The 13,737-nt window shown below is 53.0% G+C and carries 11 protein-coding genes; 9 read left to right on the top strand and 2 right to left on the bottom strand.

Going from position 1 to position 13,737, the window contains the following annotated elements:
• Window positions 1-374: 374 nt before the first annotated feature.
• From DUT67_RS14430 to DUT67_RS14395, 8 genes are all read left to right on the top strand, one after another.
• Window positions 375-2,054: a methyl-accepting chemotaxis protein gene (locus DUT67_RS14430; protein ID WP_113631783.1), complete on the top strand. Its 1,680-nt coding sequence runs from the start codon at window positions 375-377 to the stop codon at window positions 2,052-2,054.
• 543 nt (window positions 2,055-2,597) lie between these two features.
• A complete protein-coding gene (locus DUT67_RS14425) occupies window positions 2,598-4,502 on the top strand; it encodes an FTR1 family protein (protein ID WP_048259439.1) in 1,905 nt (634 codons plus the stop codon).
• A 122-nt stretch (window positions 4,503-4,624) separates the two neighbouring features.
• Window positions 4,625-5,152 carry an iron transporter gene (locus tag DUT67_RS14420; RefSeq protein ID WP_048259467.1) on the top strand — a complete coding sequence of 176 codons (528 nt, stop codon included), beginning with the start codon at window positions 4,625-4,627 and terminating at the stop codon, window positions 5,150-5,152.
• A 223-nt stretch (window positions 5,153-5,375) separates the two neighbouring features.
• Entirely contained in the window at window positions 5,376-6,773 is a 1,398-nt protein-coding gene (locus tag DUT67_RS14415; RefSeq protein ID WP_113631782.1) for a Fe-S-containing protein, read from the top strand.
• Window positions 6,774-6,775: 2 nt separating this feature from the next.
• Window positions 6,776-8,065, top strand: coding sequence for an ABC transporter permease (locus DUT67_RS14410; RefSeq protein ID WP_113631781.1), 1,290 nt, complete (start codon window positions 6,776-6,778; stop codon window positions 8,063-8,065).
• Window positions 8,055-9,194, top strand: a complete 1,140-nt coding sequence (locus DUT67_RS14405) for an ABC transporter permease (RefSeq protein ID WP_048259442.1) — start codon at window positions 8,055-8,057, stop codon at window positions 9,192-9,194. Before DUT67_RS14410 ends, DUT67_RS14405 begins: the two co-directional genes overlap by 11 nt.
• Window positions 9,195-9,198: 4 nt before the next feature.
• Window positions 9,199-9,915, top strand: a complete 717-nt coding sequence (locus DUT67_RS14400) for an ABC transporter ATP-binding protein (RefSeq protein ID WP_113625586.1) — start codon at window positions 9,199-9,201, stop codon at window positions 9,913-9,915.
• Window positions 9,902-10,399, top strand: coding sequence for a TlpA disulfide reductase family protein (locus DUT67_RS14395; protein ID WP_113631780.1), 498 nt, complete (start codon window positions 9,902-9,904; stop codon window positions 10,397-10,399). Before DUT67_RS14400 ends, DUT67_RS14395 begins: the two co-directional genes overlap by 14 nt.
• A 50-nt stretch (window positions 10,400-10,449) precedes the next feature.
• Here the strand turns inward: DUT67_RS14395 and DUT67_RS14390 are convergent, their stop codons facing one another.
• Both DUT67_RS14390 and DUT67_RS14385 read right to left on the bottom strand, forming a co-directional pair.
• On the bottom strand, window positions 10,450-11,427 hold the full coding sequence (locus DUT67_RS14390; protein ID WP_113631779.1) for a DMT family transporter: 978 nt from the start codon (window positions 11,425-11,427) through the stop codon (window positions 10,450-10,452).
• Between the two features lie 117 nt (window positions 11,428-11,544).
• Window positions 11,545-12,378, bottom strand: a complete 834-nt coding sequence (locus tag DUT67_RS14385; protein ID WP_113631817.1) for an AraC family transcriptional regulator — start codon at window positions 12,376-12,378, stop codon at window positions 11,545-11,547.
• Window positions 12,379-12,739: 361 nt separating this feature from the next.
• On the opposite strand from DUT67_RS14385, the gene cbl reads away from it, so the two are divergent.
• A complete protein-coding gene (gene cbl / locus DUT67_RS14380; protein ID WP_048259447.1) occupies window positions 12,740-13,693 on the top strand; it encodes an HTH-type transcriptional regulator Cbl in 954 nt (317 codons plus the stop codon).
• Window positions 13,694-13,737: the final 44 nt, after the last annotated feature.

Raw genomic sequence — 13,737 nt, 5'->3', positions numbered from 1 at the left:
ACCTTTTTCCATAGGACATTTGTCTGGAAAATAACGTGATAGCGTATTCATCCTCTTTATCCGTTAATGCCTATACTGTTTTTGACGATACTAACTCTATGTGCCACCGACTAGGCTGATGTATTCATGCCTGCCGGCTGTTTAAAACAACGGAAACTGGCCTCTCAAGGAAGATAACGCATTCTGTTCGTTAATTTTTTTGAGCTCGACTTCCCATCTAATGGGTAATGAATCAGGGAATTCCAGAACGTCTGTCAGATCGCGCGGGATAAAGGGCGTGATGCGACGGACGGCACCGTCATGAGCAAAAAAGTAAATACTTTTCCGACAGCGCGTGCGGGCGGGAAATATTTGTTAACGTCGCGGAGTGCATTATGGAATTTCTAAGAAATGTCAGCATAAAAATAATGGTGCTGCTCATAGTGGCTTCCCTGCTAGTGGCGTGGGGAGTAGCATCAGGATTCAGTCTTTACTCACTTTATCAGGTCACCAATTTGCTTGATAAAAGTGAGACTCAGCGAAAAACGTATTCCCATCTGGTCTATGGAACCGATCAATATTTTCGGGCCGTCACTCGCATGGAAAGAACGATGGACTATTTGCAGCGTAACGAGCCTGAAAACGCCAGAAAGACGTTGGAAATGGCACAGGTTGCGCTAAAAAACACCAAGGATTCGCTAGAGAAATTCCAGGCCGCGGAGCACATTGGCGTTGAGTCAGCGGCGGTGGATGCGGTAAGCAAAACATGGACTACCCTGATTGCTACTGCGATCGATCCGATGAATGCGGCGCTACAACGTAATGATTACGAAGGATTTCGACAGATATTCCGTTCTGTTTACCCACCTATTAGTTTGACGTTTGGCGAAGACATCAAACGCTATTCGGACAATATTACCGCCTCCTCGTTGATTCCAAGCGTGAATGAACACAATAACCAAAATCGTAATTCGTTGATTGCTGTGATGGTTATTGGCCTCATTGTGCTGATTTTCACGGAATACTATCTAAGGAACTATCTGGTTATCCCGATTTCAGTGCTTAAATCCCATCTGGCACAGCTAACGGCAGGCCGCTTAGGCTGTGAGCTGGCGGAGTTTGACAAAAACTGTGCGGGGAGGTTGATTCCCGATATCAAGCGGTTGCAGAAAAGCTTGCGTGATACGGTAACCGTCATCCGGCAGAGCACATCAGAAATCAACAACGGGACGTCCAGCATTAAGGATGGCAACGATAATCTCTCTAGCCGCACGGAACAGCAGGCGGCGGCATTGCAAGAAACCGCCGCCAGTATGGAAGAGATTAGCGCCACGGTGCGGCAGACTACCGATCACGTGCATCAGGTACGCCAACTGGCGAAAGATGCTGCTGAGATGGCGCAAAAAGGCGGAAATATCAGTACCAACGTGATGGCGACAATGGATGGCATCAGTGCCAGTTCGCGGCAGATTTCCGATATCACCTCGGTGATTAACAGCATTGCGTTCCAGACCAATATTCTGGCGCTGAATGCGGCTGTTGAGGCCGCGCGTGCGGGGGAACAAGGACGAGGATTTGCCGTGGTGGCTGGTGAGGTTCGTACGTTGGCGCAACGTAGTGCACAGGCGGCGAAAGAGATCGAGGCGCTGATTGCAGAATCCGTTTCACGGGTTGAAACCGGTGCAGGGCAGGTAAAGCAATCCGGCGAGGCGATGACGGCAATTATCGCGTCCATCGCGCATGTGAACGATCTGATTGGTGAAATTGCGGCAGCAACGGATGAACAAACGCGCGGTATTACGCAAATTAGCCAGGCGGTGCACGAAATGGATAGCGTCACACAGCAGAACGCGACATTGGTGATGCAATCGGCAGAAGCCGCCGCTCGTCTGGATGAGCAAACCAGTGAACTGTCTGCCGTAGTGGACGTATTCAATCTGGATTCGGATAGCGATTTGCAAACCGCGTTCTCTCGTCCGGCTCTCGCTGCTCCTGTTCATCGCGCTGTCGGGCGGAGCACTACACCGCTGTTGTCAGCACATGGCCGTCACGGCGATGGATGGGAAAAGTTCTGATCCGTAGTGGGTTGAACGCGTGACATAAGTTGAACGCACACAGAGGTTGGGTATGAGATAACCAACGAGGCTGATAGCAAACAGGGCGGAAAGGAGTCTGCCAGTTTCCTTGGTATCTGGTGAGAGAGTGAAAGTTATTGGGCTGTCGGCCAAAAATAGTGGCGAAAAGCGTTAACAGAAACCTGCCTAATGCCTTGGATTACAGAGGAAAAATGGCATTTTATTCTGTAAATCTGACTGTGGTAGTGTAAAGAAATGCCATTTTAAGACGGTAGTCTCTGGAGATAGAGCCATTTATTTTAAATTTAGGCATGATTATTGCTTTGTTTTGAAGGTGGTATTTTGCCGTTTTTGCGATCAAAAACCGTATTTTCCCAAGGGTATAGGAAGGTGATGGGATTTTTTGACGTTAAATAAATGATTGAAACTATTTGTTACATACTAAAGTCATTCTTGCTTATCTTTTCGTGACGTAAATCAAGACAGATGACGACTTCAAAGTGATAATAAGAATAAATATCATTTGTGCTTCACCACACGCTTATGTCTATCTGGCAAAAAACGCTTCTGTTGTTGTGTTGGTTGTTGAGCTGTTCAGTGGCAGTTGCCGCGACCGATTACGCCACATTCATTCAAGATATCGAAACCAGGCTGGATAAAACGGCTCAGCTCTATGAGCAGCAAAAGCCGGATGACGCCCGCACTGAAGTTCAGATGGCCTATTTTGAGGTATTTGAAAACCTCGAAGGCCCTATCCGCATCAATATCTCCGCGCAAAAAAGCTATCAGCTAGAAGCGACCTTTGGTGAAATTCGCCGCATGATTGGCGAAGGAAAACCGCAGGCTGACGTGCAGGCAAAAATCTCATGGCTGAAGGGTGAACTGGATGCTGTTTTGCCCGTGCTGTCGGAAGGGCACAAGCTGGTTGCGCAGGAGCAGCACGGTGCCTACGACAATGCTGAGATCGCGCCGTACTGGCAACAGAGTTTTAAAATCATCGATGACCAGCTCGCGCTGGCCGTGACGGAATATCAGGCCGGCGATTACAAAAAGGCCAGCCAGAGCGTGCAGCAGGCGCACTATCAGGGGTTTAAAAACTCCGAGATGGAAATGTCTGTCCGGCAGAATCGCTCGGCGCAGCAGGCTGCTTCCATTAATCAACAATTCTCTGCATTGATTACGTTAGCCAGCCAACCCGAGCAACTGACAGACGTTGCCTATCGGGTCACCACGCTGTTGCAAGATATCGAGGATGTCTTACCGGGGTTGCCGACAACGCGCGATAGCCAGCAGGCAACGGCGACACCTGCCGCGAATGCCGATACTGATGCCGTGCCGGATGCGAACTGGGCGAAAGTCTCCGAGGATATCAATCAGGCCATTGCCGCCGCTATCGCACAATATCGCGAGGGTCAGATTAAACCCGCCATCATGGCGGTGCAGGACACCTACTTTGATCTGTTTGAAGCGACGGGCATGGAGAACAAAGTCGGTTCTCGTGATGCGGCGTTCAAATCGACGCTGGAAGGGTATTTCACCCGTCTGGTGAGCATGATGAATGCCAAACAGCCTGTGGAGCAGTTGCAAGGACAGGCCGACGCGTTGCAGCAGGAACTGGCGAAGGCGGTCGCCATGCTAGGCGACGGCGGTGAAACGCACTGGAGCCTGTTGATATACAGCCTGATGATTATTGTGCGTGAAGGGCTGGAGGCCTTGCTGATTGTGGCGGCGATCGTGGCCTATCTGGTGAAAAACAATCAGCAGGACAAGCTGTCGCTGATTCGCCAGTCGGTTTACGTCGCATTGCTGTGTAGCGTGATTACCGCGGTCATTTTCCAACTTGTGTTCACCAATTCGGGTGCCAGCCGTGAGTTGCTGGAAGGCATTACGATGCTGATCGCCGTGGTGATGCTGTTCTTCATGAGCTACTGGCTGTTGTCCAAAGTGGAAGCGCGGCACTGGAAGGCTTATCTGGAAGGCAAACTGTCCCATTCGCTGAGCAGCGGTTCCATGATCGGTCTGTGGCTAACCAGTTTTCTGGCCGTGTACCGCGAAGGTGCGGAGACGGTGTTGTTCTACTACGCGCTGGTGGGTGATGCCAACAATATGGCGGGGCACCTCTCCATTCTGGCTGGGTTTGCCATCGGCTGTGTGATCTTACTGATCGCTTACTTTGTGATGCGCTACACCATCGTCAAATTACCGCTTAAGCCGTTCTTCATGTTTACCGGCTGCTTTATGTACCTGATGGCGTTTGTGTTCGCAGGTAAAGGCGTACTGGAACTGATCGAAGGCAAACTGTTTGAACCGACGTTGTTGACTAGCGTGCCGGAAATCAGCTGGCTGGGTATTTATCCTTATGTGGAAACGCTGATCCCACAAGTTGTGCTGGTTGCCGCAGCGTTACTCGCCCTGTGGGTGATGCGGCGCAGAGCGTCAGCCGTCTGATAAAGAATGAATTCGACATTAATTTAATACTGAAAGCAATAAGAGCAGAAAATAACCATAACAACCCCAATCGCCTGGCGACACAAGTGTGAGGGGAGACGACTGAGATGAGGATGGGTTTGATGAATATGCAAAAAAGTCTGATTGCGGGTGCCGTTATTGCCGGTATTTTCACCGCGCCGGCTGCGCTGGCGTTTAAAGAATATCCAGCAGGTGAGCCTGTTTCCCTGAACGAAATGGAAATTGCGGCCGTTTATCTGCAACCTATCGACATGGAACCGCGTGGGATGGGGCTGCCTGCTGCTAAAGCGGACATCCATTTGGAAGCGGATATTCATGCTGCTGAAGGCAACAAGAACGGTTTCGGTGCCGGTGAGTGGATGCCGTTCCTGACGATTGCTTACACCCTGACCAACACGGATACCGGTGCGAAGCAGGAAGGAACCTTTATGCCGATGGTTGCCAGCGATGGCCCACACTACGGCGCGAACATCAAAATGATGGGCGTGGGCAACTATAAAGTGACTTACCACATCGATCCGCCGTCAAAAGCCGGTATGCACCGTCACACCGATGGTGAAACGGGCGTAGGCCGCTGGTGGAAACCGTTTGATGTCAGCTTTGACTTCAAATACGTCGGCATAGAATAAGGTCTTCTGTCCGCGATGCACTGTCGCGGTCATGTTCACGTCTCTGCGGGTACATTATTGCTGCCCGCAGAGGCGGTGATTTTCTGGTTAGTGTACTGATGCCGTCAGACAGCATGCTTAACCAACGCACCTGCAACTTGAACGCGGTTTGCAGCGGCGAGGCCCATGTGTGGGCCGAGTAACAAAGCCAACACACCTGCAACTTGAAAGGTGACGGGTATATATGAGTTATTTCTTTATCACGACACTCCAATCCTTCCTGCCGATTGCACTCTTGCTGGGGCTGAACTGGAGTCATCGTTCTACACCGACGATCGGGCCGCTGGCCTGGGTCACGCTACTGGCGCTGTGTGCCGGTACATTTATTGGTGTTCACTTTCCTAACGGGCAAGCGTTTCTGCTTGGGTTTACGGCACTTCAAGCGCTTGCTTTGATCCTGTTTCTTGCCTGTCAGTGCTTTTCCCATCCGCGTCTCGGCTATGTGTGGCAGGCGCTGTTAGTGGCCGGTGCTGCGGTGCATTGGGGCAACGATCCCAATCTGACCGCGTTGACGACCACGCATGTCGTGAATACCGATCTGCTGTTGAATTTCAGTGCCGTGATAGTGGCATTTGGCTGGCTAGTGTTTTGTGCCGCGCTGTGCGGCATGATTGTGCGCCGCATTCGTTTACTGCGTTGGCCTCTGCTGGCTTTGCTGGTTGTGCTTCTGCTGTTGCCCATAAGCGGCAATCTGCTGCTGTTATTGATGAAACTCCAGGCGCTAGGGTTAACCAAACCGCGCCTGAGCTATGTGGCGCACGTCACCAATAGCGCCTATTTATTGAATTACCTCAGTGCGTTGGTTATGGCGGTTTTAGCCGCCAGTTTGGTCTGGCCGCTGTTGCATGCGCGCCGTGAGATGCAGGCTGCGCATGAGGCGATTGAAAAACGCAAAGCGACAGCCGGCTATCGTAATGTGCGCCGTACGTTGCTGGCGACGGTCGCGGCGCTGCTGGTTGTCGTCTTCGCTCAGCTCTATTGGGACAAGGTGGCGTCACAACCGCCTCGTTTGTCGGAAGCCCAACCAGTGACGCTGGCGGCCGATGGCAAAGTGCATATTCCGATTGAGCAGGTACGCGATGGCAAACTGCATCGCTTCGTCTGGATTGCCGATGATGGCAAGGCCGTGCGCTTTTTCATCATTAACCGCTATCCCGACCGTCTGCGTCTGGGCGTGGTGTTTGATGCCTGTCTGTTGTGTGGTGATCAGGGCTACGTGATGGAGGGCAATCAGGTGATTTGTGTCGCTTGCGGCGTGCATATTTTCATTCCTTCTATAGGGAAAGCGGGCGGCTGCAATCCGGTGCCGATTGAAGGATGGAGCAACGACGATAATGAACTGGTGATTGGACGAGCTTCGCTGGCGGCGGGCACTAACTACTTCTCGACGGTGGTATCGATGGACGTGATCGATCCGGTTGATGGTTCCAAACTGACCAACGTGAACGCAGAGCATAAATATCGCTACGGCGGTAAAACCTACTTCTTCTCGTCGGAAGCGAACTATAACCGCTTCCGCGAAAGCCCTGCGAAATTTGCCACGGCCAAAGCGGCGGCTGGCGAACCGGCGGAGGAGGAATAATCATGCTGTGGCGACTGTTACGCCAGTCCTGGCGCAGAAATATTCGACGCAAATCGCTGGCGGTGTTGACCGTATTTTTGGCGGCAGGGCTGATCTCCGCGCTGCTGGCAGTGTCCATCGATATCGGTGACAAGATGGCGCGTGAGCTGAAGTCCTACGGCGCGAATATTTTGATTGAACCCGCGGGTCAGGCGGCGCTGCCCACTCTGTTCGGCGAGCGCAGTAATCCGCTGGAAGGGCAGGATTTTCTTGATGAAGCCGAGCTGCCGAACATCAAAGATATCTTCTGGCGCAATAATATTGTTGGTTTCGCGCCGCTGCTAAGCGGTGATGTTGAGATCAATGGTCAGCCCGTTGCCGTATTGGGTACGTTCTTTTCTCAGCCTGTCGCCGTACCGGATGAAGAAGACTATCGCACAGGGCAAATGACCGTTAGCCCTTACTGGCAGGTGGCAGGGCAGTGGCCGCAGGAACCGGTGACGACGGAAAATGTGGCGCATGCGTTGGTGGGAAAACAGCTGGCGACGCAAACGGGCTGGAAAGTGGGGGATAAGCTCGCGCTGCACGGCTCGAAAGGGGACGCAACGGTAGAAATTAGCGGCATTCTGAGCAGCGGCGGCGATGAAGAAAGTCGACTGGTGATGCCGCTGGCAACGGTGCAATCGCTGCTAGGACTGGCGGGTAAAATTCAGGCCATTCGCGTGTCGGCGCTCACCGTGCCGGAAAATGAACTGTCGCGGCGGGCGCGTGAAAATCTGGAAGCGCTAAATGCCGAAGAATATGACCTCTGGTACTGCACCGCGTATGTGTCTTCGATTGCGCACCAGTTGGAAGAAGCGATTTCCGGTTCGGTCGTGCGCCCGATTTGGCAGGTGGCTGCGTCGGAAGGCGTGGTGATCGACAAGATTCAACTGCTATTGGCGGTGGTGACTTTTGCGGCGCTGGTGGCTTCTGCGATGGGGATTGCCTCTCTGATGACCAGCACCATCATGGAACGCGCCAAAGAAATCGGGCTGATGAAAGCGCTGGGTGCGCGCCAGTGGCAAATCATGTTGCTATTTTATCTGGAGGCGGCATTGAGCGGATTGGCGGGCGGCATCGCAGGTTGTGTTGCAGGCTGGGGGCTGGCGAAAGCGATTGGCCTGATGTTGTTTGGCGTACCGTTGAGTTTCGCGTGGATCGTTATTCCGTGCGTGCTGATGATCTCGATGTTGATCGCCATTATCGGAACGTGGTTCCCTGCGCGGAAAATTGCCAAACTGTATCCGGTAGAGGTGCTGTATGGGCGCTAATAGCTGGATGAACAGTATGTTCTGGCGTTTGGTTTTTCGCGCGCTGCGGTTGCGTATGCAGCGCGTCAGCGTGGTGTTCGCCGCACTGACGGTAGGGGCGGCGATTGTGACAGCGATGTCCGCCGTCTATTTTGATATCAATGCCAAGATGAGTCAGGAACTGCGTACCTTTGGCGCGAATTTCTACATTGGCCCAGCGCGTGGCAACACGATCCCACAAAGCACATTTCAGCCGATTATCGACAACGCACCGGCTGGGTTAATCAATGCATCTAGTCCTTATCTGTACGGCATGGCGCGTACGGAGCTGGAGAAAGTGGTGCTGATGGGCGTGTGGTTCGAATCGCTACGCCAACTGGCACCGTACTGGCAGGTCACAGGCAACTGGATTGGCGTCAGCTTCGACGATCGTAATGCCATGATCGGGGTAAAACTAGCGGAGCGGTTGAACGTCAAAGTCGGCGACAGTATTACGCTGGTGGACGACGGCGAGAAGCAGCGCTTGCAGATTAAAGGCATTGTGGAATCCGGCGATGCGACGGACAACATGCTGATCGTAAATTTGGATCTGGCGCAAAAGTGGCTGGATAAAGAAGGCGCGATCAGCAATGCGCTGCTCAGCGTTAGCAACGATCTGGGGCAGGTCGATCGTTTCGCTGCCCAACTCCAGCAGCAGTATCCACAGTTGGAGATCCGCCCGATTCTGAAAGTGTCGGCGTCGGAAGGTCAGGTGCTGAATAAAATCAAAGGGCTGATGGGACTGGTATCGGCAGTGATCCTCGTTTTGTCTTCACTGTGTGTGAACACCACGCTGATGGCGATTGTTGGCGAACGCGCGCGCGAGTTTGCGCTACAGAAAGCGCTGGGCGCGAGTGGACGAGACATCATCCGGCAGATGTTGGCTGAAACCGGCATTATCGCGTTGGCTGCCGTGGTGTGCGGTTCGCTGCTGGGTTATCTGCTGGCACAGGTGCTGGGGATGGCTGTATTCAACGCGACTATTTCGCTGCGTTTGCCGGTGTTCCCGCTCACGCTGGGGCTGTCTCTGCTGGTAGCGGCGGTTGCTGCCGTAGTTCCTACCCGGCGGGCGATTTATGTCGAACCGGCCAAAGTTTTGAAAGGAGAGTAGTGCGATGTCTGTAGAGGTAAACGCGCAGGAAAAGGCGCAGGCAACGGAGGCGGTGATTGAAACTCGCCAGCTCTATAAACGCTTTGGTCAGGTTACTGCGCTGGAAGATATCAATATTCGCATCGCACGCGGCGAGTTTGTTGCCATCATGGGCGCGTCCGGTTCCGGCAAAACTACGCTAATGAACATTCTCACCTGTCTGGATACGGTAAGCGAAGGGCAGGTGTTGTTGGACGGTGTCGATGCCGCTGCGCTGGATGAGGAAGGGCGACGTCAGTTTCGTGCCGATAAAATTGGGCTGGTATTCCAGCAGTTTCACCTGATTCCGTTTTTAACCGCGCTGGAAAACGTGATGCTGGCGCAGCATTACCACAGCGTGGTGGATGAAGCGGCGGCACAGCGCGTACTTGAGCAGGTTGGGCTGGCGCATCGTATGGATCACTTACCGAGCCAGCTTTCTGGCGGTGAACAGCAGCGCGTCTGTATCGCTCGCGCATTGGTCAATGAGCCTCCGGTGATTTTCGCCGATGAACCGACGGGAAATCTGGATGAAGAGAACGAACAGCGAGTGTTGGGGCTGCTGAAAGATCTGCATCGACAGGGGCGTACCATTGTCATGGTGACGCACAATCCTGAGCTGGGGCGGTTTGCTGACCGCATTATCCGTTTGCAACACGGTAAGTATTTTGGTGAAGAGGTCAATCATCATGAAATGGCGTAACGGTATTACCGCGCTTTGCCTGCTAGGCGTAGTCGCACTGAGCGGCTGTAAGGAAGAGCAGGTTAGCGTCGGAGCACAAGCGCCTGCGCTGGCAGCCTACGATCTGGCGGGGCAGCAGGTGGATCTGTCGCGCTGGCAGGGGAAAAGCGTGTACCTGAATTTCTGGTCTTCTGGCTGTGGCGGCTGCATGGTTGAAATGGGCGCGCTGGAGAAGTTGAGCAAGGAGTATGGCGATAAAGTGGTCGTGGTGGCGGTTAACACCGATCCGGATGGCGTAGATATCACCTCAATGTTGGCGCATCACAGCGTGACGTATCCGGTGGTACGCGATCAGTTGGGGATTACCAAAGAGCGCTATCAGGTCAGCGGTACGCCGACCTCATTTATCATTGATACCAACGGCAAGGTGACCGATCAGCATCAGGGCGTAAGGGACGAAGCGCAACTGACTGAACTGTTTCAGAAGCTGGCAAGCCGGACATAACGACCGGCTTGTTCCACATATTATCTTTCTCACATCTTTCGCGGTGTACGCTATTCTGCCCGTGAAACCGACACCTGCACTTCCACCACTACAGGTTCCGGTTTCACCCGCATAGCGTAGATCACGCCGCCAATCAGGCAGGCGATGCCGCAAAGCGTCAACAGCGGCGGCCAGGATTGCCGAATCATAAAGGCATAGGCCAGCCCCGCCAGCGTTTCAAACACAATCAATGGCCCTACCAACACTGTCGGCAGGCGCTGGCTCGCCTCGTTCCAAAATAGCGTGCCGATCCATGAACAAAACAGACCAATCGCAATCATCAGCGGGATGAAAACCTCAGGTCGTGGGCCGAACGGTTGCGTAAACGCCTCATCCGTCAGCGCCAGATGACCGCACACCAGAATATAACCCACCAGTGCCAGCGGTAGCGTGACCAGACCTTGTGCGGTGGTCCAGGTAAGCGGCGTATTGCTTTTGTGGTCGCGCAGCCAGCGTGCATTGCGCAGCGGATACCAGGTCCAGCAAATGACCGCACAAAACGCCATTGCAATGCCGCTGGCGTAGCGCCATACATCGAATGTAGCCGTATTTCCCTTCAGCTCGGCAATATTGACACAGACCAGTCCGGCGGCAATCAGCAACAGCGAAGGGAGAAGCCGACGCCACGCCACGCGGCCGTCATGCTTGCTGTACAGCACATTGGCGGTGACGGAAATCACGACGGGCAACGTGCCGATAATCATCGTTGATATCGGCGCGCCGGTGCGTTGAATCGCGCTGGCGAGCAGAAAGTAGTACAGCAGATTGCCGATAACGGTGAGCTTCGTGGCTTCCAGCCAGTCGCTGCGGGTAAGCTTGCGCAGGCGGCGACGATCGAGCCAGGCCAGCGGCAGGGCAATCAACCCAAAAGCCAGATAGCGTCCAGTGGACTGCAATGCGGCAGAATAGTCTGGTACGAGCAGCGGCCCAACGAAAATCAATCCCCACATCAGCCCAGCGGCAAGCGCAAATAAAACACCCATCAGCATGATAAACCTGTTTGTTCACAATATTTCATCGCGCCAGTCTAGGAAGAGTCGGCGACGAATTATTGTAGGATATTGCTGTTTGTCATCGGGGCGCTGAAAGTATTCACGCTAACAAGGCTAGCGCAGAACCGGATAAACCTGTTTTTGATAGCGAATGGGCGTGACGCCATAGCGCTGAGCAAAGGTGCGAGTCAGGTGCGCCTGATCGGTTAACCCAACGGCGACTGCAACATGGGCGGCCGCCATACCTCGTGTCAGCATCTGCTTGGCCTCATACAGCCGAATCGCCATCAGCATCTGGTGCGGCGTCACGTGAAACTGGGCTTTGAACTGGCGTAGAAAATGGTACGGACTGAGGGAAACCAGTGCCGCCAGCTCTTTTAAGGTAATGGTGTGGGCGAAATTCTCCCGCAGATAAGCTTTCACCACATCAAAGCGATGGAACGGTTCAATAACCTGACGTTGTGCAATGTGCGCGTGGGGCCGGAAAAGCGCAATCAGCGACAGCAGCAGGCTTTCACTCGCTAATGGGTCGGTCGTCTGCCACAGCGCAGCCAGCGTCATAGCTAACTGACGTGCGGTAGCGGGATCGTGGCGCACGACGTCGGTAAACCACCAGCCTTTCTCGCCGGAGACGCTCTCCAGCACATCAGGTGGAATGTAGATCATGCGATAGCGCCAGCCGTCTTCCGTGGCGGATTCCCCGGTGTGCAGTTCATCGGGGTTCATCAAGACTAATGAATCGACAGGCGCAATATGTTTGGCACCACGGTAGCGGAATCGCTCTGCGCCGTCGTCAATGGTACCGATGCCAAACGCCTCATGCGTGTGTGGCTCAAAGGCATAGCGGCAGATATGCGCGTGATAAAGCTCTATGCCGGGCAGCGTCGGCAAGTGCCGAAACTGGGCATAGTCTCTTTCATCGGTAAAGTGTTCCGGTACGCCCTGCATGCTGCCACCTTGTCTTTGATTCTGACCGTCATCATAGCAGCGATAGCACTTCAGCTTGAAGTCGTGCGTCCTATTTAGCCTGAGCAGAAACACTGGAAAAAGGGAATAAAAGCACCGAGATAAATAGATCAGAAAAGCATAAATCATAGCGAAATGGTTGATTGGCGCTGCGTGAGACATAAAACTGCTTTTATCTAACATTTTGATTTTACTATTTATGTCTATTCCTTGTTAGGTCATCTATCGCGGCAGACATACCGTTAGTATAAAAAAATATAATCAACTCCATTTGCTTATTTGTTCTGCCTCTCATTACTTGGATCAATGTTGCTATCTGTAATAAAGAACAAGGGAGTGAAAGGTGAACTTTCAGCAACTGAAGATTATTCGTGAATCAGCACGGTGCAACTATAACCTGACCGAGGTAGCGAATACGCTGTTTACCTCTCAATCCGGCGTGAGTCGCCATATCCGCGAACTGGAAGAAGAACTGGGGATTGAAATTTTTATCCGTCGCGGTAAGCGCCTGTTAGGGATGACCGAGCCGGGAAAAGAGCTGCTGGTGGTGGCAGAGCGTATTCTGAATGACGCCAGCAACATTCGTCGGTTGGCGAATGTCTTCACCAATAACGACACCGGGCAACTGGTGATCGCGACCACGCATACGCAGGCGCGTTACAGCCTGCCGCCAGTGATTAAAGCCTTCCGATCGCTGTACCCACAGGTGCGTTTGGTGCTGAATCAGGGCACGCCGGATGAAATCGTGGCGATGCTTCATTCTGGCGAAGCCGATATCGGTATTGCCAGTGAGCAATTGATTAACGATCCCTCGTTGGCAGCATTCTCCTATTATCGCTGGCACCATTCGGTCATTGTGCCAGAGCACCATCCGCTGACGCAGGAGCCAGTTATTACGCTGGAAATGCTCAATGCGGAACCACTGATTACCTATCGTCAGGGGATTACGGGGCGTTCGCGCTTGGATCGGGCGTTTCAGGCGGTGGGCATGTCGCCGGATATTACGCTCAGCGCGCAGGATTCGGATGTGATTAAGACTTATGTTGAGCTGGGGCTTGGCGTTGGGATTGTCGCCGATATGTCATACGACCCCGTGCGTGATAAAGGTCTGGTACGGCTGAATGCCGAGCATCTGTTTGAAGCTAACACGGTCTGGCTGGGGCTCAAAAAGGGACAATTACAGCGTAATTATGCCTGGAAATTTATTCAGCTGTGCAATACCGAGCTGTCGCTGGATGACATTAAGGACAAGGTATTCTCTGATAACGACGAAGCGGTGATTGATTACCAAATCTGAGTGATTGCACACTTTCCTAACCTGATGCCCAGCCAGCGTTTTTT

Origin of the sequence: Pectobacterium peruviense (assembly GCF_003312355.2) — a bacterium.
In the GTDB taxonomy this organism is placed as follows: domain Bacteria; phylum Pseudomonadota; class Gammaproteobacteria; order Enterobacterales; family Enterobacteriaceae; genus Pectobacterium; species Pectobacterium peruviense.
This window is presented reverse-complemented; position numbering and strand designations above follow the sequence as displayed.

Bases quoted from the DNA above. Each gene is read 5' to 3' on its own strand.
- DUT67_RS14425 (WP_048259439.1), top strand. From the start codon at position 2,598: ATGTCTATCTGGCAAAAAACGCTTCTGTTGTTGTGTTGGTTGTTGAGC.
- DUT67_RS14395 (WP_113631780.1), top strand. From the start codon at position 9,902: ATGAAATGGCGTAACGGTATTACCGCGCTTTGCCTGCTAGGCGTAGTC.
- DUT67_RS14405 (WP_048259442.1), top strand. From the start codon at position 8,055: ATGGGCGCTAATAGCTGGATGAACAGTATGTTCTGGCGTTTGGTTTTT.
- DUT67_RS14410 (WP_113631781.1), top strand. From the start codon at position 6,776: ATGCTGTGGCGACTGTTACGCCAGTCCTGGCGCAGAAATATTCGACGC.
- DUT67_RS14415 (WP_113631782.1), top strand. From the start codon at position 5,376: ATGAGTTATTTCTTTATCACGACACTCCAATCCTTCCTGCCGATTGCA.
- DUT67_RS14390 (WP_113631779.1), bottom strand. From the start codon at position 11,427: ATGCTGATGGGTGTTTTATTTGCGCTTGCCGCTGGGCTGATGTGGGGA.
- DUT67_RS14385 (WP_113631817.1), bottom strand. From the start codon at position 12,378: ATGCAGGGCGTACCGGAACACTTTACCGATGAAAGAGACTATGCCCAG.
- DUT67_RS14430 (WP_113631783.1), top strand. From the start codon at position 375: ATGGAATTTCTAAGAAATGTCAGCATAAAAATAATGGTGCTGCTCATA.
- DUT67_RS14400 (WP_113625586.1), top strand. From the start codon at position 9,199: ATGTCTGTAGAGGTAAACGCGCAGGAAAAGGCGCAGGCAACGGAGGCG.
- DUT67_RS14420 (WP_048259467.1), top strand. From the start codon at position 4,625: ATGAATATGCAAAAAAGTCTGATTGCGGGTGCCGTTATTGCCGGTATT.